This window comes from Streptomyces sp. NPDC046915 (genome assembly GCF_040644935.1).
Lineage (GTDB): Bacteria > Actinomycetota > Actinomycetes > Streptomycetales > Streptomycetaceae > Streptomyces.
In genome coordinates this window covers 122,348-141,794 of record NZ_JBEYXB010000024.1, presented here as the reverse complement: position 1 = coordinate 141,794, position 19,447 = coordinate 122,348, and the positions used below count along the sequence as shown (strand labels likewise).

The following is a 19,447-nucleotide window of genomic DNA, read 5'->3' as shown; positions in this document are numbered from 1 at the left end:
GAGGAGACCGTCGATGCCCGACGCCAGCCGTCGAGACGACGCACACTCGATCACGCTGGCCGATGGAACCGCCACCCGAACCCAGGAGGCGACCCGGCCGCGGCGCTCCAGCGCATGTACGTCGACACGAGCCCGTTCAGCCCGGCGCACCTGAGCCTGAACGCGGAGGTGCTGGGGCCCGAGCGGATGCTCTTCGGCACCGACTCACCGCCGATGGCGGCGCCGCTGGAGGACTCCATCCGCATGATCGAGAAGCTGCCGCTCGACAAGGCGTCCCAGCAGCTCGTCCTCGGCGGCAACGCCGAGGCTCTCTTCGACCTGAGGAGCCGTCCGTGACCACCACGCGAGAGGCCGTCACCGCGGCCGAGCGGTGCACCCCCGAGTTCCGGCGGGATCCGCACACGGTCTACGCCCATCTGCGGGACGCGGTGCCGGTCTGCCCCATGAGACCGCCGCACGGCAACGAGACGTACCTGATCACACGGTACGAGGACGCGCGGGCCGCCCTGGCGGATCCGCGGCTGAGCAAGGACATGTACGGGGCCATGGACGCCTACCGGAGGATCTTCGGTGACTCGTCCGTCGCGCTGGACGACAACATGCTCAACTCCGACGCGCCCAAGCACACCCGGCTGCGCAGACTGGTCAACTCCGCGTTCACCCCACGCCGCGTGCAGGCTCTGCTCCCGAGGATCCAGGAGATCGTCGGGAACCTGCTCGACGAGTGCCCGACCGGGGAGCCCTTCGACCTGCTGCCCGCGTTCGCGTTCCCGCTGCCGATCATCGTGATCTGCGACCTGCTCGGCGTGCCGCCGCAGGAGCGGTCGCGGATGCAGCACCTGTCCACCACGGTGGCGCAGACCGGGTTCGGCGAGGAGGCCAAGCGGGCCCAGCAGCAGGCGGAGGAGGACCTGCACGCGTACTTCACGGACCTCATCGCGGCCAAGCGCGGCCGGCCGGGTGACGACCTGCTGAGCGCGCTCACCGCGGTCCGGGACAACGACGGCGGACTCTCCGAGAACGAGCTTGTCTCCACGGCGTTCCTGCTGATGTTCGCCGGTCACAAGACGACCGCGTACCTCATCGGCAACGCCGTCCACCACTTCCTGTCCCATCCGGATCAGCTCCGCGCCGTGCGGGAGAACCCGGAGCTGATCCGGCCGGCGGTCGAGGAACTGGTGCGGTACGACGGCTCCGTGGAGAGCGCGACGTTCCGCTACGCGACCGAGGACGTCGAGTACGCCGGGACGCGGATCCCCAAGGGCGCCCTGGTCCAGATCGCGCTCAGTTCCGCCAACCGCGACCCGCGGAAGTTCGACGCCCCGGACGAGTTCGACGTGCGGCGGCCGGGGAACGCGCAGGACGCCCATCTGGGGTTCGGGCACGGCAGCCACTACTGCCTGGGAGCCCCGCTGGCCCGGCTGGAGACGCAGCTCGCCCTCACCGGCCTGTTCGACCGGTTCCCGAGGATGGCCCCGGCCGGCCCCGCCGGGCAGGCGCGGTGGCTGGAGGTCCCCTTCCCGGCCTTCCGCGGCCTCGCGGAGCTGCCGGTCGTGCTCGAACCCGCCGGGTGACGGCCGGCAACAGGCCCTAGCGAGGCCGGAGGTCCACGATGCGGCGGATCTTGCCCACCGAGCGTTCCAGCGACTCCGGCTCGACGATCTCGACGGCGACGGACACGCCGATGCCGTCCTTCACGGCCGCCGCGATGTCCCGGGCCGCCGCGGCCCGGGCCTCGGGGCCGGCGCCGGGGCGGGCCTCGGCCCGCACGGTGAGGGCGTCCAGGCGGCCCTCGCGGGTGAGGCGCAGCTGGAAGTGCGGGGCGACGGCCGGGGTGCGCAGGACGATCTCCTCGATCTGCGTCGGGAAGAGGTTCACCCCGCGCAGGATGACCATGTCGTCGCTGCGGCCGGTGACCTTCCGCATCCGCCGGAACACCCGGGCCGTGCCCGGCAGGAGCCGGGTCAGATCACGGGTGCGGTACCGGATCACCGGCATCGCCTCCTTGGTCAGCGAGGTGAAGACCAGCTCGCCCTCCTCGCCCTCCGGCAGCACCTCGCCCGTGATCGGGTCCACGACCTCCGGGAAGAAGTGGTCCTCCCAGATGTGCAGGCCGTCCTTGGTCTCCACGCACTCCTGGGCCACGCCGGGACCGATCACCTCGGACAGCCCGTATATGTCGACCGCGTCGATCGCGAACCGCTCCTCGATCTCGCGCCGCATCTCCTCGGTCCACGGCTCGGCACCGAACACGCCTGCCCGCAGGGAGGTGGCGCGCGGGTCCACGCCCTGCCGTTCGAACTCGTCGAGCAGCGTGAGCATGTACGAGGGCGTGACCATGATGATCCCGGGCCGCAGGTCCTGGATCAGCTGGACCTGCCGGGCCGTCATGCCGCCGGAGGCCGGGACGACCGTGCAGCCCAGGCGTTCGGCACCGTAGTGGGCGCCCAGGCCGCCGGTGAAGAGCCCGTAGCCGTACGCCACATGAACGATGTCTGCGGGCCGCGCGCCCGCCGCCCGCAGGGAACGGGCCACCATGTCGGCCCACATGGACAGGTCGTTCTCCGTGTAGCCGACCACGGTCGGCCGTCCGGTGGTGCCGCTGGAGGCGTGGATACGGCGGATCCGCTCGCGCGGCACGGCGAACATCCCGTACGGGTAGTTCTCCCGCAGGTCGGCCTTGGCGGTGAAGGGGAATCGGGCCAGGTCGGCGAGCGAGCGGCAGTCCTCCGGGCGGACCCCCGCCTTGTCGAAGGACTCCCGGTAGAAGGGCACATGGGCGTAGGCGTGCCGGAGGGACGACCGGAGCCGCTCCAGTTGCAGCGCCCGCAGCGCCTCGACGTCGAGCCGCTCTCCCGCGTCGAGCAGGTTGCCCGTCTCCGCCATGGCACTTCTCCCTCGCCGACCGCACCGATCCTCTCGACCGATCGTTCGGTCGACCCGCATGGGATCAGTTAACGCAACCCGCCCCGCCCCGGGCAAGAGGTCCGGCCGCAGATTCACGGGGGCCACGCGTGCGGTGCCGGGAGAACTCCGTTGCGGCCGACGGTGCCGCGGTCGATGATCGGCCCCATGCCGACCTTCACCGCGCCCGACGGGACCGAGCTCGCCTACCACGTCCAAGGCGAGGGCGAACCCCTCGTGGTCCTGCCGGGCGGGCCGATGCGCGCCTCCGGCTACCTCGGCGACCTGGGCGGACTGACCGCCCACCGCAGGCTCGTCCTGCTGGATCTGCGGGGCACCGGGGACTCCGCGGTGCCGGCGGATCCGGCGACCTACCGGTGCGACCACATGGTCGACGATGTGGAGGCGTTGCGCGCCCACCTGGGGCCGGCACGTATGGATCTGCTCGCGCACTCGGCGGCCGGCAGCCTGGCGACGCTGTACGCGGCGCGGTATCCGGCACGCGTGCGGCGGCTCGCGCTGATCACGCCCAACCCGGCGGCCCTCGGCATGCGGGCCACCGCCGAGGAGCGTCTGGCCGCGGCCCGGTCCCGCGCGGACGAGCCGTGGTTCGAGAAGGCGTTCCCGGCGCTGGAGACCTGGCTGACGGGGAAGGGCGGGTTCGACCTCGCATGCCTGCCCTTCTTCTACGGGCGGTGGGACGAAGCCGCCCGTGACCACGACGCTGCCACCGAGGAGCAGACCAACGAGGCGGCGGGCGAGGTCTACTTCGCCGACGGAGCCTTCGACCCGGACGCGACCCGCGCCGCGCTCACCGCCCTGGCCGCCCCGGTCCTCGTCCTCGCCGGCGAACTGGACGGCGGCCCGTGCCCCGCCCTGGCCCGACGTACCGCCGAGGCCTTCTGGAACGCCGAGTCCGTGGTGCAGCCCGGCGCCGGGCACTACCCCTGGCTGGACGACCCGGCGTGGTTCGTACGCCGGGTCGCCGGCTTCCTCGACGGCGGCGAAACCCCGCTCAGCCCCCGTTCGGGCCGTACGCCGTCATGAAGCGGTCCCGGAACTCGTTCATCCCCCATTCCGGCGCGTCGGCGGCCGGCTTGAGGCCGTCCGTCCAGCCCCAGTCGGAGACGCGGTCCAGCACCTTCGGGTCGCGGGCGACGATGGTGACTGGTACGTCCCTGTTGGCGCTGCCCCCCGTGACCGTCGGGACGGGCTGGTGGTCGCCGAGGAAGACGAGGACGGTGTTGTCGTCGCCGTAGCGCTGGACCCACTGGGTCAGGCTGTCCAGGGAGTACTGGATGGCCTTGCGGTACTCGGTCCGCACCCGCTTCGCGCTCTTCCAGACCTCCGTGGGGTCCGTGCCCTCCTTCTTGATCTTGTAGAAGACCGAACCGTCCCCGAGGTCCTTCCAGTCGATCATGTGGGCGATGGGGGACCAGGGGTTGTGGCTGGAGGCGAGAATGATCTCCGCCATGATCGGGTCGCGGTTCCTCTTGCCGTGCTCCAGCTTCTGGAAGGCCTCCAGGCTGAACTGGTCCGGCACCGGCGTCCAGCTGAAGTACGGGCCCTGGTAGCCGAGATGTGTCGAGTCGTAGATGTGGTCGAGGCCGAAGTACTTGCCCTCGGGCCAGGCCTTGCGGACGCCCGGGACGATGCCGACCGTGCGCCAGGCGCCTGTCTTCTGGAAGTAGCTGGTCAGGGTCGCGCGGTCGCTGGTGGTCAGGGACCGGTACCGCTGCTGGTTCTTGACCCATGTGCCGGACAGGAACGTCGAATGGGCGAGCCAGCTGCCGGCGCCCGTCACGGGGGACCTGAGCCAGCCGCTGCGCGCCGAGAATCCGGCCGCCTTGAGCCGGGCGTCGCCCGCCTTGAGCGTCGCGTCGACCTCCGGTCCCATCGTCGGATCGTCGATGGCCACTCGGCCGTAGCTCTCTATGAAGGTGAGCATCACGTCCTTGCCGCGCAGCCCGGTCAGCAACTGGTCGGACGGGGTGTGGGCGAAGGCGTCGACGGCCATCTGCTTCTTGTAGACATCGGCGTCGCCGAGGCCGTCGCGAACGTACTGCACCCGGTTGAAGAGGAACTGGGCGTAGCCCTTGGTGGCGAAGGGGACACCGCCGAACTGCAGGCCCATGGTGAAGCAGATGACCCAGACGACGCCCAGGACCAGCGTGGCGCGTACGGCCACGGTGCGATGCCGGGCCAGCGCGCCCGCCAGCCGCATGGTCGCGAGCACGCTCAGCACGAGCACGGCGATGACCAGCACGATCACCCCGACCACCGCGAGTATCTCGCCCGAGCGCCCGAACGAGTCCTTCACCCAGTCCGCCCCGTCGCTCAGCAGCACCCAGTCGAAGACCAGGTCGAACGGCCGGGCCAGGGTCTGCCGGAAGCCCATGTCGAGGCACTTCAGGATGCCGGACAGCCCGAGGAGGACCCCGAGGGCACCGGCCGTGATCCGCCGCGCCCTGGCCGGCAGTACGAGCAGGACGGCCGCGAGGAAGACCGCCTCGACCGGGATACGGAGGAACCTCTGGACCGACATCCAGTCGAGGCGGTTGGGCACGAGGAACACGGTGAGCACCAGCGCACCCGCCAGGACGGTCGTGCTCACCCGTACGACACGTGCGGCCCGGGGGTAACGACGCCGCCAGCCGAACCAGCCCGGGCGGGCGGCATCGGGGGTGCGTTCGTCCTCGGCGGCGGAGTGCGAGCCGGCGGCTTCGACGGCGCTCTCGCCGCGCTCGTCGTCGCCGGCCGTCTCCTCCTCCGCCCGTTCTTCCGTGCCGGGGCTCGCGTTCGCCCCGGTCTGTTCGGCCGTCCCGGAGTCCCCCCGGACCTCGTCCGTCGCCGTCGAGTCGGGGTCCGGACCCGTGTCGGCGTCCGGTTGTTGGCGAGGGGGCGTGAGGTGCGACACCCGAAGGTCCTTCCGTGCGTAACCCGGTGCTGGTTCGACGGAGGTTGTTCCGTCATCCCCCGTACGACCGGCCGTCACCTTTGGTTCAAAGGCGGAGGCCGGCCGCGCACAGGGTACGCCGCCACGATCACCCGGATGGAACGACCGGCGGCTACCGGTCCGCCGCCACCGCCACCTCCCGCGCCCACCGGTAGTCCGCCTTGCCGCTGGGCGACCGCTGGATGGACTCCGCGATCACCAGCTGGCGCGGGATCTTGTAGCCGGCCAGCCGGGTACGGCAGTGGTCCTGGATGTCGGTCAGCGAAGGGTGCCGGGCTCCCTGCCGCAGTTGCACCACGGCCGCCACATGATTGCCCCACGTGGCGTCCGGCACCCCGGCGACCAGCGCGTCGTACACGTCCGGATGGGCCTTCAGCGCCTGCTCGACCTCCTCCGGGTACACCTTCTCGCCGCCGGTGTTGATGCACTGCGATCCCCGGCCGAGGACGGTGACCACACCCTCCTCGTCCACCGTCGCCATGTCACCGAGCAGCACCCAGCGCTGCCCGTCCTGCTCGAAGAACGTCTCGGCCGTCTTGCGCGGGTCGTTGTAGTAGCCGAGCGGCACATGGCCGCACTGCGCGACCCGGCCGATCTCGCCCACGGCGACCGGCGCGTGTGTCGCGGGATCGACCACCTGGGTGCGGGAGTTGACCTTGATGCGGAAGCCCCGCTCGGGTCCCGAGTCCTCCGTCGCCGTACCGTTGAAACCGGATTCGGAGGAGCCGAAGTTGTTCAGCAGCATGGCGTTCGGGACGAGTTCCCGGAACTGCCGGCGCACGGTCTCCGACATGATCGCGCCCGACGAGGAGACGCTGAACAGCGCAGAGCAGTCGGTGCCCTTCATGGACCCGCCGAGCGCGTCGACGAGCGGCCGGAGCATGGCGTCGCCGACCAGCGACATGCTGGTGACCTTCTCGTTCTCGATGGTCCGCAGCACCTCCTCCGGTACGAACCTGCGGTGCAGTACGACACGTTGGCCGAAGTTGAAGCCGATGAACGCGGTGAGGGTGGACGTGCCGTGCATCAGCGGAGGGGTGGGGAAGAAGGTGATGCCGGACCCGCCCGCCGCGACCCGCTCCGCCAGTTCCCCGGGCGCCTTCACCGGCTCACCCGTCGGCGCCCCGCCGCCCAGGCCCGCGAAGAACAAGTCCTCCTGACGCCACATCACACCCTTGGGCATGCCCGTCGTACCGCCGGTGTAGATGATGAACTGGTCGTCCCCCGACCGGGCCGGAAACCCCCGTCCCGGAGCCCCGGCCGCCTCCGCCTCGGCGAACGGGACCGCGCCGGGCACCTGGGCCGGCCCGCCGACCCGCAGCAGATGCCGCAGCCTCGGCGCGCGCGGCAGCGCCGCGGCCACCCGGTCGCCGAACTCCGCGTCGAAGACCAGCGCGACCAGATCCGCATCCCGGTAGAGGTACACCAACTCCTCTTCGACATAGCGGTAGTTGACGTTGACCGGGACGATCCGCGCCTTCAGGCAGCCCAGGACCGTCTGGAGGTACTCGACACCGTTGTAGAGGTGCAGTCCCAGGTGCTCACCGGGGCGTATCCCGCTGTCGATCAGATGGTGGGCGACGCGGTTCGCCGCCGCGTCCAGCTCCGCGTATGTCAGACGGCGTTCGGCGCCGGTGCCGGGATGGTCGAGGTACACGAGCGCCTCGCGGTCCGGGACCACGTCGACGACCGACTCGAACAGATCGGCAAGGTTGTACTCCACCGCTCCTCCTGATCCCGGGCAGTCGTACCTGGCACCTGTCGGTTCGCCGGTCATCAGAGCAAAGGGCACCGCAACTGTGAAGGCTTCCCGCAGAGAAATCTGACTACCTGTCAGAAAACCCTTGAAGTGCCCCCTCCACTACTGCAACCTGTTCTCGTTCTGTAGAGGGGAGATGGGCGATGGGTGGAACCGAACACCTCACCGTGGAGCGGGAAGGCGGCACACTGGTGCTCACGCTCAACCGGCCCGAGGCCAAGAACGCGCTCTCGTTGCCGATGCTCGTCGGCCTGTACGACGGCTGGCTGGAGGCCGACGAGGACGACGCGGTCCGCTCCATCGTGCTCACCGGAGCCGGCGGCGCCTTCTGCGCCGGGATGGACCTCAAGGCGCTGGCCGGCAAGGGCATGGACGGGCAGCACCACCGGGACCGGCTCAAGGCCGACCCCGACCTGCACTGGAAGGCGATGCTGCGGCACCACCGCCCGCGCAAGCCGGTGATCGCCGCCGTCGAGGGCCACTGTGTCGCGGGCGGTACGGAGATCCTGCAAGGCACCGACATCAGGGTCGCGGGCGAGTCCGCGACCTTCGGCCTGTTCGAGGTCAGGCGCGGGCTGTTCCCGATCGGCGGCTCCACGGTCCGGCTGCAACGCCAGATCCCGCGCACCCACGCCCTGGAGATGCTGCTCACCGGACGGCCGTACACCGCCCGCGAGGCCGCGGACATCGGCCTCGTCGGCCACGTCGTCCCCGACGGCACCGCGCTCACCAAGGCCCTGGAGATCGCCGAACAGATCAACGCCTGCGGCCCGCTCGCCGTCGAGGCCGTCAAGGCATCGGTGTACGAGACCGCCGAGATGACCGAGACCGACGGCCTGGCAGCTGAACTGGGGCGAGGCTGGCCCGTCTTCGACACCGCCGACGCCAAGGAGGGCGCCCGCGCCTTCGCGGAGAAGCGGCCCCCCGTCTACAAGCGCGCCTGACCCACCGAAGGAGCCCTCAGGCATGCCCGAAGTCCTCAAAGCCCCCCTCGTCGTCGAGTTCCCCTTCACCCGCTCCCTCGGCCCGGTCCAGAGCGCCTTCCTGACCGGACTGCGCGAACGGATCGTCCTCGGGGTGAAGACCAGCGACGGCCGCACCCTCGTCCCGCCCGTCGAGTACGACCCCGTGACCGCCGAGGAGATCCGCGACCTCGTCCACGTGGCCCTGACCGGCACGGTCACCACCTGGGCCTGGAACCCGGAACCCCGCCGGGGCCAGCCCCTCGACACCCCCTTCGCCTGGGTCCTGGTCCGGCTCGACGGCGCCGACACCGCCCTGCTGCACGCCCTCGACGCCCCCGGCCCCGACGCCGTGCACACCGGCATGCGGGTCCGGATCCGCTGGGCCGAGGAGCGCTCCGGCGCCATCACCGACATCGCCTGCTTCGAGCCGCACGACGGTGACGACACCGAAATCACCGTGCACGCGGGCGAGTTCGAGGAGCCGGTCACCGGCATCGTCGCCCCCGCCCGGCTCGACTACACCTACTCGCCCGGCCGCGCCCAGTCCGCCTACATCCACGCGCTGTCCGGGCGGCGGACCTTCGGCGAGCGCTGCCCCTCCTGCCGCAAGGTGTACGTCCCGCCCAGGGGCGCCTGCCCCACCTGCGGGGTCGCCACCTCCGAACAGGTCGAGGTCGGCCCGTGCGGCACGGTCACCACCTTCTGCATCGTCAACATCAAGGCGAAGAACCTCGACATCGAAGTGCCGTACGTCTACGCGCACATCGCCCTCGACGGCGCCGACCTCGCCCTGCACGCCCGTATCGGCGACATCCCCTACGACCAGGTACGGATGGGGCTGCGCGTCGAGCCGGTGTGGACCGAGGGCGCCCGCTACCCCGACCACTACCGGCCCACCGGCGAACCCGACGCGGACTACGAGACCTACAAGGAGCTGGTATGACGCGGGACATCGCGGTCGTCGCCTTCGCGCAGACCGGCCACCGGCGCACCAGCGACGAGCTCTCCGAGGTGGAGATGCTCATGCCGGTGCTGCACGACGTGCTCGACCAGACCGGCCTGAAGACCGCCGACATCGGCTTCACCTGCTCCGGCTCCAGCGACTACCTCGCCGGCCGCGCCTTCTCCTTCACCCTCGCCCTCGACGGCGTGGGCGCCTGGCCGCCGATCTCCGAGTCGCACGTCGAGATGGACGGCGCATGGGCGCTGTACGAGGCGTGGACCAAGCTGCTCACCGGGGACGCCGACACCGCGCTCGTCTACGCGTACGGCAAGTCCTCGCCCGGCTCGGTGCGCGACGTACTCACCCGGCAGCTCGACCCGTACTACGTCGCCCCGCTGTGGCCCGACTCCGTCGCCCTGGCCGCGCTCCAGGCACAGGCGCTCATCGACGCGGGGGAGACCGACGAGCCCGCGCTCGCCGCGATCGGGGCCCGCAGCCGGGCCGACGCCGGCGGCAACGCCCACGCCCAGCTGCGGGGCCCGGTGCCGCAGGGCGAGTACCTCGTACGGCCGCTGCGCACCGGCGACTGTCCGCCCATCGGCGACGGGGCCGCCGCGGTGATCCTGGCGGCCGGGGACCGGGCCCGCGAGCTGTGCGCGCGGCCCGCCTGGATCCGGGGCATCGACCATCGCATCGAGGCGCACGGCCTCGGCGTCCGCGACCTGACCGACTCGCCGTCCGCCCGGCTGGCCGCCGAGAAGGCGGGCGCGTTCGAACGGCCCGTCGACACCGCGGAGTTGCACGCGCCGTTCAGCTCCCAGGAGGTCGTGCTGCGCAAGGCGCTGCGGCTGGACGACAGCGTGTGCGTCAACCCCTCCGGAGGAGCCCTCGCCGCCCACCCGATCATGGCCGCCGGACTCATCCGCATCGGCGAGGCCGCCGCCCGCATCCACCGCGGCGCCGGTGACCGGGCGCTCGCGCACGCCACGTCCGGTCCGTGCCTGCAACAGAACCTGGTCGCCGTACTCGAGGGGGATCCCCGATGAGCAAGGAGCCCGTGGCCGTCATCGGGATCGGCCAGACCAAGCACGTGGCGGCCCGCCGGGACGTGTCGATCGCCGGACTCGTCCGGGAGGCGGCGCGAAGGGCGCTGGACGACGCCGAGTTGGCCTGGGCCGACATCGACGCCGTCGTCATCGGCAAGGCGCCCGACTTCTTCGAGGGCGTCATGATGCCCGAGCTGTACCTCGCCGACGCGCTCGGCGCGGTCGGCAAGCCGATGCTGCGGGTGCACACGGCCGGTTCCGTCGGCGGATCGACCGCCCTCGTCGCCGCGAACCTCGTCGCCGCCCGGGTGCACGGCACCGTGCTCACCCTCGCCTTCGAGAAGCAGTCCGAGTCGAACGCCATGTGGGGACTGTCCCTGCCCATTCCCTTCCAGCAGCCGCTGCTGGCCGGCGCGGGCGGCTTCTTCGCCCCGCACGTACGCGCCTACATGCGGCGCAGCGGAGCCCCCGACACGGTCGGCTCCCTGGTCGCCTACAAGGACCGGCGCAACGCCCTGAAGAACCCCTTCGCCCACCTCCACGAGCACGACATCACCCTGGCCAAGGTCCAGGCCTCCCCGATGCTGTGGGACCCGATCCGCTACTCCGAGACCTGCCCGTCCTCCGACGGCGCCTGCGCGATGGTCCTCACCGACCGGGCCGGCGCGGCCCGTGCGCCCCGGCCCCCCGCCTGGATGCTCGGCGGCGCCATGCGCAGCGAGCCCACGCTGTTCGCCGGGAAGGACTTCGTCTCCCCGCAGGCCGGCAAGGACTGCGCGGCCGACGTCTACCGTCAGGCGGGCATCGCCGATCCGCGCCGGGACGTCGACGCCGTCGAGATGTACGTGCCGTTCTCCTGGTACGAGCCCATGTGGCTGGAGAACCTGGGCTTCGCCGACGAGGGCGAGGGCTGGAAACTGACCGAGTCCGGGGTGACCGAGCTCGACGGGGACCTGCCCGTCAACATGTCGGGCGGTGTGCTGTCCACCAATCCCATCGGCGCCTCCGGCATGATCCGTTTCGCGGAGGCCGCCCTCCAGGTACGCGGACAGGCCGGAGAACACCAGGTGGAGCGGGCCCGGAAGGTGCTCGGGCACGCCTATGGCGGCGGATCGCAGTTCTTCTCCATGTGGCTCGTCGGCGCCGAACCGCCCGACTCCTGAAAGTCCCGCTCACGTGGCCTGTCGGCGGTCGGAACCGATCGCTAGGCTGGCCGCGGACGACGAACCGGGAGGAGCACGGACGTGGCCGAGAGCACCACCCAGCAGAAGCCGCTCATGGGCTGGGACAAGCCGGAGCTGGACCTCAGCAACGCCGAATGGCAGTCCAGCAGCGGAGGCGCGGGAGATGTCCAGATCGCCTTTGTCGAGGGATTCATCGCGATGCGGAACAGCGGCCGCCCACAGAGCCCTTCCCTGATCTTCACCCCCGCGGAGTGGGGCGCCTTCGTGTCCGGGGCGAGGGAGGGAGAGTTCGACCTCACCTAGGTCACGACCCGGGTCACGGCCGGGGGACGAGGACCGACGGTGGCCGGCGCGGTCGCCGTCGGTGTCGAGGGGGACGCAAGAGACGCCGCCCACACGGCGCCGAAGGCCTCCGGGCACGTACCATGGCCGCATGTCGTTCCTCCGCCGCCGCAGTGCCACTCCCGCCGGGCCCGACTTCGACGTACTGGCCATGGATCCGGGCGACTGGCCCGGCAATCTGGGCGCCGGACTGCTGCCCGCCCCCGACGGCAGTTGCCAGGGCGTCTTCCTGCGCTACGACCTGTTCGGCGGCCGAGGCCCCGCCATGATCATCGGCAACCTGCCGGAAGGCTCCCCGGCCCGCGAGGTCGCCGAGACCGAGATCCCCTTCGAGGTGGCCCAGCTGCTGCTGGCGCTGGAGAACGACGAGGAGGTGACGGTCACCGACACCGAGGACATGCCGGTGCTCCAGGGCGACAACCTCCTGATCGTCCGCCGGCTGAAGCTCTCCGAGAGCCGGATCTCCTGCGTGCAGTTCGACCGCAGCGACGGCGTCCTGGTCACCATCGCCGCCTGGGACCGGCCCATCACGGACGACCTGTACGCCCTGCTGAAGCCGCTCCCGGCGGAGCTTTTCCAGCAGGGCTGACCCCCGGGGTCCGGCTATCGGGCGGAGGGCTCCACCTCGACGTCGGCGGCGCGCACGAACGCCACCCGGTGGCCGAACTGGATCTCGTAGTACAGGTCCTCGCCGGCCACGACCCGGTGCGAGTCGGTGGTGAAGGTGACCGCGTAGAAGTACTCGCCCGGCACCGCGTCACCGACCACGTACCGCTGGCCCGCGGGCAGCGTGTACGGCAGCGGTGACACCGACTGCACCGGCACCCCCGCCGGGTACGCCTCCTTCTCCGGGTAGGCGCGGCCGTACACCGGCACGGCGGTCGCACCGTCCTTCGGCGTGACGACCAGGCCGGAGGCGTTCACCGCCGTCGGCTCGTGCCGCGGGTTGCGGAACCAGGCCTTCTGGCCCAGGTACCAGATCGCCGTCCAGTCGCCCCAGTTGTCGGCCACCGCGAACTGCTGGCCGGTGGAGACCCGCGAGGACAGGTCGTTCACCCCGATGGTCGGGTCCGTACCCAGACCGACGTCCTTGATCAGGGCCGAGTTCTCGTCGTGGTCGGAGTACAGCCGCACCTCGCTCGAGCCGTGCGCCGCGCACGGCTCGCCCTTGGTCACACAGCCCGTGTACACCGGCTGGTTCGCCGCGTAGTCCGGCCGGATCGTCACCAGCCCGCCCTTCTTGCCCGCGGTGCGGTGGAAGGGGCGGCCCAGCAACTCGAAGTAGTGCCGCCAGTCCCAGTACGGGCCCGGGTCGGTGTGCATGCCCGGGATACTGGACGTGGTCGGACCCGGAACGTTGTCGTGGCCGAGGATGTGCTGCCGGTCCAGGGGGATGCCGTACCGCTTCGCCAGGTACCTCACCAGCCGGGCCGAGGACCGGTACATCGCCTCCGTGTACCAGGCGTCCGGCGCGGCGAGGAAGCCCTCGTGCTCGATGCCGACCGACTTGGCGTTGACGTACCAGTTGCCCGCGTGCCAGGCCACGTCCTTCGCCTTGACGTGCTGGGCGATCAGACCGTCGGTGGAGCGGATCGTGTAGTTCCAGGACACGTAGGTGGGGTCCTGGACCAGGTTGAGGACGCCGTCCCAGGTGCCCTCGGTGTCATGGATGACGATGTACTTGATGCTCTGCGAGACCGGGCGGTCGCCCAGGTCGTGGTTGCCGTAGTCGTTGTCCCCGAATTCGGCGTACGGCGCCGGGATCCACTCGCAGGACACCTTCCGCGGGCACTCCGTGCCGTCGTCGGAGACCGTGCGCAGCCCGGTCCGCCGCAGCTGGGCGGTGTCCGCGCCGATCCTCGGCTGGGCGACCAGGGCTAGACGCTGCCCCGCGTCCGTGGTGCGCTCCTCGCCGGTGCGCAGCACGTCGTACACGTCGTTCGCGTACGCCGCCGCCGTCGCCGTGTCGTCCGCGCCGGAGAACCGGGCCACCGCGCCGTACCACTCGGCCGGATCCGCGCTCAGCGGCTCGCCCAGGTCCTTCTGGGCGGCGGCCAGCAGGGCGGCGCCGCCGGCCACGTTGGCCTCCGGGTCGGTGCGCAGCCTAGCGGCGGGGATGCCGCTCAGCTCGGCCGCCTTCGGCAGCGTCCTCAGCCGGGCCGGCAGCGCGGGGTCCGCCGGGATCCGCGCGGTCGGGTGCAGGGCCGCGCGGGCGGTGTCGCCGCGGGCGTCCTCGGTGCCCTCGCTGTGGTGCGGCAGCGTGGCGAGCGCGGTGCGCGCGTCGGTGAGGTGCATCGGGCCGTAGCCGCCGGTGACGCTCGGCGCTCCGGCGTGCGTGTCCCAGCGGGACTGGAGGTAGGAGACGGCCAGCAGGACGCTCTGCGGCACGTGGTAGTCGGCGGCGGCGGAGGCGAAGGCGTGCTGTAGCCGGCCGGTGGAGGACTCGGTGGCGCTCTGGGAAGGGGCCGCGCCCAGCAGCGGGAACAGGAGAGCGGCGGAGGCGACGGCGACCCCCGTCGCGCGCTTGCGTCTGCTTCCGCGTCTGCGTCCGGGTGCGGGCGTCGGGTCGGTGACGGATCCTCGCAAGGCAGCCTCCAGGAACGGGCGAGCGTGACGGGGCGTGCGGGGCCGAACGGTGGGTCAGTGGTACCGGCTGGCCGACGATCCGTCAATCATGCCTGGAGGAAGGAGATTTCCCATGTCACACGGGGGATGTGGGAGTTTCGCGGCGCACGCCCGTGGGCCTGCGGGGCGTCAGTGGAGTACACCACTGCGCGCTCCCAGGAGCCGGCGGCACACGAAGGTCCGCGGTGCGCCGCCGCTCTTGGCGCACCGCGGACCTCGTGTCCCCGTCAGCGAGTGCCGACCGCCGCTCGTACCGCCCTGCGGGCGAGCTGGCAGTCGTCGTGCAGCCGCCTGAGCAGCAGCCGCTGTTCCTCGCCGGACGGCGCAGCACCCGGGTGGGCCACTACTCCCGGTGCCGCCGGGGCCGTGTCGTGCATCGAACGCTGCACAGCCGTCTCGTACGTACGGATCTCACGCGTCAGGACGAGCATCAGGTTCACCAGGAAGGCGTCCCGCGAGGCGGGGCCCGCCGCCTGGGCGATCTGGCTGATCTGCCGCCGGGCCGCCGGCGCGTCGCCGAGGACCGACCACAGCACCGCCAGGTCGTACCCCGGCAGATACCAGCCCGCGTGCTCCCAGTCCACCAGCACTGGACCGGCCGGTGACAGGAGGATGTTCGACAGCAGCGCGTCGCCGTGGCAGAACTGCCACATGCCCTGGCGTCCCACCGCGTGCGTGATGTCGTGCAACAGTTTCTGAAGGTCGCCCAGATCCCGGTCGGTGAGCAACCCCAGCTCGTGGAACCGGGCGATGCGGGCCGGGTATTCCAAGGGCTTGCCGAAGGTGTCCGCCGGGGGACGCCACGTGTTCAGCCGGCAGATCGCGGCCAGGGCCGCGCGGATGTCCGCCCGGGGCGGGGCCTCCGCCGGATGCCGCTGGAGTGCCGCCACCCGGCCCGGCATCCGCTCGATGACCAGGGTGCAGTTGTCCGGATCCGCCGCGATCAGTTTCGGCACCCGGATCGGCGGCCGGTGCCGGACGAACGAGCGGTATGCGGCTATTTCGTGCCTGGTCCGCTCCGCCCAGGCGGGGGAGAGGTCCAGAAGACACTTGGCCACTGCCGTGCTGCGCCCCGTCGTCCCGACGAGGAGCACGGACCGTCCGCTGCGGCGCAGCACCTGCACCGGAGCGAACTCCGGACAGATCCGGTGCACCGAGGCGATCGCGGTGCGCAACTGCGCGCCCTGTGGGCCGGACAAGTCGAGTCTCCCGCTGAGCGGTTGGGTGCCCGGGCCCCCGGCGCGCCGCGGCCGGCCCGCGCCGAGCACGGGTGGTCCCGGACGCGCCCCGGGGTCCAGATAGGGGCCGCTGCCCGCCGGGCGGGGACGCAGCGGCCGGGGCGGGGCGGACACGGAGGACGATGCTGCGTACATGGGCGGAACAGATCCCTTCGTGTGCCTGCGGTGCCTGCCTTGGTGAGTCCTTGCGCGCATCCCGGCCCGGTCGCGGCACGGAAGCCCGGGTGCACCCTGGGGAATGCACCCGTCATATGAACCGGCGAACCGGGTCGGGGTGGCGCGTTCCTACTCGACACCCGTTGCCCAGTGGCACACCATCTGGCGCACCCTGGCGAACCGTGGCGAATAGTCGCCCGGCAACCTCCACAGGGCTACTGTCAACTCAGCCGAGAACCTGGGGGCTTGACGTGAGCGGACAACCCAACACCCGCCTCGCGGACCTGTTCGGCCTGGCCGGCTGGTCCAAGGGCGAACTCGCGAGGCTGGTCAACAAGCAGGCGGCGGCCATGGGCCACCCCCAGCTGTCGACCGACACCTCCCGGGTGCGGCGGTGGATCGACACGGGAGAGATCCCGCGCGATCCGGTGCCGCGGGTGCTGGCAGCCCTGTTCACCGAGCGTCTCGGCCGTGTCGTGACCATCGAGGACCTCGGTCTGGTACGGCACGGGCGTACGGGGAAACGGCCTGGCGGCGGGAGTGCGGAACATCCCGACGGAGTGCCGTGGGCGCCCGAACGGACCGCCGCGGTCCTCACCGAATTCACGGGAATGGACCTCATGCTCAACCGACGCGGCTTGGTGGGCGCGGGCGCCGCGCTCGCCGCGGGATCCGCACTCAGCAGCGCCATGCACGACTGGCTGCACTCCGATCCGACCCTGAAGGCCGACGCCCCTGTCCTCGACGACCCCCTGCACGCCGACCCCGCTGGGTACGACCGCTACGAGGCCGCTCCCATCGGGTCGCAGGAGATCGAGGAACTGGAGCGCTCGGTGGAGGTGTTCCGAGCCTGGGACGCGGCCCGCGGTGGCGGGCTGCAGCGAAAGGCGGTGGTCGGCCAGCTCAACGAGGTGGGCGGCATGCTCGCCTACCGCCACCCGGACCACCTCCAGCGGCGCCTGTGGGGCGTCGCCGCCAACCTGGCCGTCCTCGCGGGATGGATGTCCCACGACGTCGGCCTGGAACCGACGGCCCAGAAGTACTTCGTCATCGCCGCCCATGCCGCGCGTGAGGGCGGTGACCGGCCGCGCGCCGGGGAGGCGCTCTCCCGGGCGGCTCGCCAGATGGTGCACCTCGGCCGGCCCGACGACGCACTCGACCTGATGAAGCTCGCCCGGTCCGGCTCGGGCGACGAGGTACTGCCTCGCACCAAGGCGATGCTCTACACCATCGAGGCCTGGGCACAGGCCTCGATGGGCAAGAGCCAGGCGATGCGCCGCACCCTCGGCCACGCGGAGGACCTCTTCGTCTCCGACAAGGGCGACGTGCCGCCACCGAGCTGGATGCAGATGTTCAAGGAGGAGGACCTGTACGGCATGCAGGCCCTCGCCTACCGCACGCTGGCGGAGCACGACCCGAGCGCGGCAGCGCACGCCCAGCACTACGCGGAGAAGGCCCTGGCCCTCAGGGTCGACGGACGCCAGCGGTCGAAGATCTTCGACTTCCTGTCCATGGCCTCGGCCTGCTTCATCGCCGACGACCCCGAACAGGCGGACCGGTACGCGCGCCTGGCCCTGATGTCCATGGGCTCGAACTCCTCCCACCGCACCTGGGACCGGCTGCGCGAGATGTACCGGCTCACCGCCGAGTACGCGAGCTATCCGAAGATCCACGAGCTGCGGGAGGAGATCAGGCTCGCGCTGCCCAGGACCAAGGGCAGCGGCATCGACAGCGCACAGGCCTAGCCTGCTTCTTCTCTCAGTCACTCACCTTGGCGATGAGCACGCAGGCGTTGTCCTGCCGCTCGGTCTCGCCGCATTCCTCCACGACCATGCGCAGGCAGTCCTGTGCGGTGCGCGCCGCGCCCAGACGCGGGGCGAGGTCGAGGAGGCGGTCCACGGCTGCCGTTCCCCCGTGCCCCGGCACCAGTCCGTCGGTGTGCAGCAGGAGCAGGTCGCCGGGTTCGAGGGTCACCTCGGCCTGCCCGTAGGCGGCTCCGGTGGTGGCGCCGAGCAGGACGCCGTCGGGTGCGTGCAGCGCGCGCCCCGTCCCGTCGCGGTACAGCAGCGGGGCGGGGTGGCCTGCCTGCGCCCACACCAGGGTGCGGGTGGCGGGCCGGTAGCGGCAGCAGACGGCACTGCCGAGGGCCGGTTGCACGGTGGCGTCCAGTAACTGGTTGAGGCACGCCATCAGCCGGCCGGGCTCGGTGCCGGCCATCGCCATGCCCCGCAGGGCGCCCAGCAGCATCGCCATGCCCGAGGTGACGGCGACGCCCTGCCCGGTGAGGTCGCCGACGCTGAGCAGCGTTTCGTCGTCCGGCAGTTCGAGGGCGTCGTACCAGTCGCCGCCGATCAGTGAGCTCGTCGCGGACGGCAGGGAGTGGGCCGCCAGGTCCAGCGTCCGTGGTCCCCGGCGCGGGAGCCGCAGCGAGCCGCGCCACGGCGGCAGCACGGCTTCCTGGAGCTCGACCGCGAGCCGGTGCTCGGTCTGTGCCTGGTGCTGGTGGCGGTGCAACGAGTCTCGGCTGTCGCGCACCGTCCGCCGGTGGCGGCGCAGTTCACTGACGTCCCGCAGCACGGCCCACATCGAGGCGGTGCTGCCGTCGGAGTCGAGCACGGGTTCGCCCATCATGTGCACGCTGCGGACGGATTCGTCCGGCCGTACGACACGGAACTCCCCGTCGATCGGCCGGGCGTCGACGAGGCAGTCCGTCACCATCGCCGTCAGCTTCGGGCGGTCCTCGTCGAGGATCAGCGCCGGCAGTTCGTCCAGGGTGAGCGCGGGTGCGGCGGGGTCGAGGCCGAGGATCAGGTACAGCTCTCCGGACCAACTCGCCTCGTCCGTCAGCAGGTTCCACTCCGCGCTGCCGACCCGGCTCAGCAGCGAGCCGCTCGGGGCCCCGCCGGCGGTGTCCGGGTGCTCGGCGGCCGCGATCTCGTCAGGGACGGGGGGCGCGGGTGCCGGGCCGTCCCGCAGCTGTGCCAAGTGCTCGTCCAGGTCGCTCAGTTGGTGCAGTGCGAGGTCGTACAGGGCGCGCTGCCACCGTTCCTGCGGGTCGGAGCCCTCGCCCTGCGTGTCCCGCCGTGCCGCGTTCACGTCGCCCTTGAGCCGCCGGGCCTGCGAGATCAACGCATCGACCGAGCCTCGGCCCGGTGGCTGGGCGGCGGGGTGGTCCGCGGAGAGATGGGACGGCATGACGCACTCCGATGCGGGGACGTTACGGCCAGGGCCGGCGGAAGGACCGTTACGACTGTTGCACAGCGAGCGACGCCCTGTAAGGGATTTGGCAACACACGATCCGGTGGTGCTTCTGGCATATGTCAGAGTCT

Annotated in this window: 16 protein-coding genes; 10 read left to right on the top strand and 6 right to left on the bottom strand. The window is 71.4% G+C overall.

The window, feature by feature from the left end; translation table 11 throughout:
• A partial coding sequence (locus tag ABZ915_RS41155; RefSeq protein ID WP_361814118.1) for an amidohydrolase family protein occupies window positions 1-336 on the top strand: 336 nt, incomplete at its 5' end.
• Window positions 333-1,574, top strand: coding sequence for a cytochrome P450 (locus ABZ915_RS41150; protein WP_361814116.1), 1,242 nt, complete (start codon window positions 333-335; stop codon window positions 1,572-1,574). The genes ABZ915_RS41155 and ABZ915_RS41150, both read left to right, overlap by 4 nt.
• A 16-nt stretch (window positions 1,575-1,590) precedes the next feature.
• Here ABZ915_RS41150 and paaK read toward each other — a convergent pair whose 3' ends face one another.
• Window positions 1,591-2,886 (bottom strand): phenylacetate--CoA ligase PaaK, encoded by a 1,296-nt coding sequence (gene paaK / locus ABZ915_RS41145; protein WP_361814114.1) that lies wholly within the window; start codon window positions 2,884-2,886, stop codon window positions 1,591-1,593.
• A gap of 186 nt (window positions 2,887-3,072) precedes the next feature.
• Between paaK and ABZ915_RS41140 the strand changes: the two genes are divergently transcribed.
• Complete coding sequence (locus ABZ915_RS41140; protein WP_361814112.1) at window positions 3,073-3,951, top strand: alpha/beta hydrolase; 879 nt, start codon at window positions 3,073-3,075, stop codon at window positions 3,949-3,951.
• Here the strand turns inward: ABZ915_RS41140 and ABZ915_RS41135 are convergent.
• Both ABZ915_RS41135 and ABZ915_RS41130 read right to left on the bottom strand, forming a co-directional pair.
• Window positions 3,920-5,821, bottom strand: coding sequence for a sulfatase (locus ABZ915_RS41135; protein ID WP_361814110.1), 1,902 nt, complete (start codon window positions 5,819-5,821; stop codon window positions 3,920-3,922). The two genes, ABZ915_RS41140 and ABZ915_RS41135, sit on opposite strands and share 32 nt — an antisense overlap.
• A 151-nt stretch (window positions 5,822-5,972) precedes the next feature.
• The gene (locus ABZ915_RS41130; protein WP_361814108.1) at window positions 5,973-7,583 is read right to left on the bottom strand and encodes an acyl-CoA synthetase; all 1,611 of its coding nucleotides are present in this window, start codon (window positions 7,581-7,583) and stop codon (window positions 5,973-5,975) included.
• 179 nt (window positions 7,584-7,762) lie between these two features.
• Between ABZ915_RS41130 and ABZ915_RS41125 the strand changes: the two genes are divergently transcribed.
• The 6 genes from ABZ915_RS41125 (at window position 7,763) to ABZ915_RS41100 (ending at window position 12,688) form a co-directional block, all read left to right on the top strand.
• Window positions 7,763-8,563, top strand: coding sequence for a crotonase/enoyl-CoA hydratase family protein (locus ABZ915_RS41125; RefSeq protein ID WP_361814106.1), 801 nt, complete (start codon window positions 7,763-7,765; stop codon window positions 8,561-8,563).
• A gap of 22 nt (window positions 8,564-8,585) precedes the next feature.
• Window positions 8,586-9,527 (top strand): OB-fold domain-containing protein, encoded by a 942-nt coding sequence (locus tag ABZ915_RS41120; protein WP_361814104.1) that lies wholly within the window; start codon window positions 8,586-8,588, stop codon window positions 9,525-9,527.
• The gene (locus ABZ915_RS41115; protein WP_361814103.1) at window positions 9,524-10,573 is read left to right on the top strand and encodes a thiolase domain-containing protein; all 1,050 of its coding nucleotides are present in this window, start codon (window positions 9,524-9,526) and stop codon (window positions 10,571-10,573) included. Before ABZ915_RS41120 ends, ABZ915_RS41115 begins: the two co-directional genes overlap by 4 nt.
• Window positions 10,570-11,736 (top strand): thiolase domain-containing protein, encoded by a 1,167-nt coding sequence (locus ABZ915_RS41110; RefSeq protein WP_361814101.1) that lies wholly within the window; start codon window positions 10,570-10,572, stop codon window positions 11,734-11,736. Before ABZ915_RS41115 ends, ABZ915_RS41110 begins: the two co-directional genes overlap by 4 nt.
• 81 nt (window positions 11,737-11,817) lie before the next feature.
• Entirely contained in the window at window positions 11,818-12,060 is a 243-nt protein-coding gene (locus ABZ915_RS41105; RefSeq protein WP_361814099.1) for a DUF397 domain-containing protein, read from the top strand.
• Between the two features lie 130 nt (window positions 12,061-12,190).
• Window positions 12,191-12,688, top strand: a complete 498-nt coding sequence (locus ABZ915_RS41100) for a hypothetical protein (protein ID WP_132855511.1) — start codon at window positions 12,191-12,193, stop codon at window positions 12,686-12,688.
• A 14-nt stretch (window positions 12,689-12,702) separates the two neighbouring features.
• Here ABZ915_RS41100 and ABZ915_RS41095 read toward each other — a convergent pair whose 3' ends face one another.
• Both ABZ915_RS41095 and ABZ915_RS41090 read right to left on the bottom strand, forming a co-directional pair.
• Window positions 12,703-14,685: a peptidoglycan recognition family protein gene (locus ABZ915_RS41095; protein ID WP_361814097.1), complete on the bottom strand. Its 1,983-nt coding sequence runs from the start codon at window positions 14,683-14,685 to the stop codon at window positions 12,703-12,705.
• A gap of 266 nt (window positions 14,686-14,951) precedes the next feature.
• Entirely contained in the window at window positions 14,952-16,097 is a 1,146-nt protein-coding gene (locus ABZ915_RS41090; RefSeq protein ID WP_361814095.1) for an aminoglycoside phosphotransferase family protein, read from the bottom strand.
• A 272-nt stretch (window positions 16,098-16,369) separates the two neighbouring features.
• Between ABZ915_RS41090 and ABZ915_RS41085 the strand changes: the two genes are divergently transcribed.
• Window positions 16,370-17,863, top strand: coding sequence for a hypothetical protein (locus tag ABZ915_RS41085; protein ID WP_361814093.1), 1,494 nt, complete (start codon window positions 16,370-16,372; stop codon window positions 17,861-17,863).
• 13 nt (window positions 17,864-17,876) lie between these two features.
• Here the strand turns inward: ABZ915_RS41085 and ABZ915_RS41080 are convergent, their stop codons facing one another.
• On the bottom strand, window positions 17,877-19,313 hold the full coding sequence (locus tag ABZ915_RS41080; protein WP_361814091.1) for a SpoIIE family protein phosphatase: 1,437 nt from the start codon (window positions 19,311-19,313) through the stop codon (window positions 17,877-17,879).
• Window positions 19,314-19,447: the final 134 nt, after the last annotated feature.

Bases quoted from the DNA above. Each gene is read 5' to 3' on its own strand.
- paaK (WP_361814114.1), bottom strand. From the start codon at position 2,886: ATGGCGGAGACGGGCAACCTGCTCGACGCGGGAGAGCGGCTCGACGTC.
- ABZ915_RS41140 (WP_361814112.1), top strand. From the start codon at position 3,073: ATGCCGACCTTCACCGCGCCCGACGGGACCGAGCTCGCCTACCACGTC.
- ABZ915_RS41125 (WP_361814106.1), top strand. From the start codon at position 7,763: ATGGGTGGAACCGAACACCTCACCGTGGAGCGGGAAGGCGGCACACTG.
- ABZ915_RS41120 (WP_361814104.1), top strand. From the start codon at position 8,586: ATGCCCGAAGTCCTCAAAGCCCCCCTCGTCGTCGAGTTCCCCTTCACC.
- ABZ915_RS41115 (WP_361814103.1), top strand. From the start codon at position 9,524: ATGACGCGGGACATCGCGGTCGTCGCCTTCGCGCAGACCGGCCACCGG.
- ABZ915_RS41110 (WP_361814101.1), top strand. From the start codon at position 10,570: ATGAGCAAGGAGCCCGTGGCCGTCATCGGGATCGGCCAGACCAAGCAC.
- ABZ915_RS41100 (WP_132855511.1), top strand. From the start codon at position 12,191: ATGTCGTTCCTCCGCCGCCGCAGTGCCACTCCCGCCGGGCCCGACTTC.
- ABZ915_RS41090 (WP_361814095.1), bottom strand. From the start codon at position 16,097: ATGTACGCAGCATCGTCCTCCGTGTCCGCCCCGCCCCGGCCGCTGCGT.
- ABZ915_RS41080 (WP_361814091.1), bottom strand. From the start codon at position 19,313: ATGCCGTCCCATCTCTCCGCGGACCACCCCGCCGCCCAGCCACCGGGC.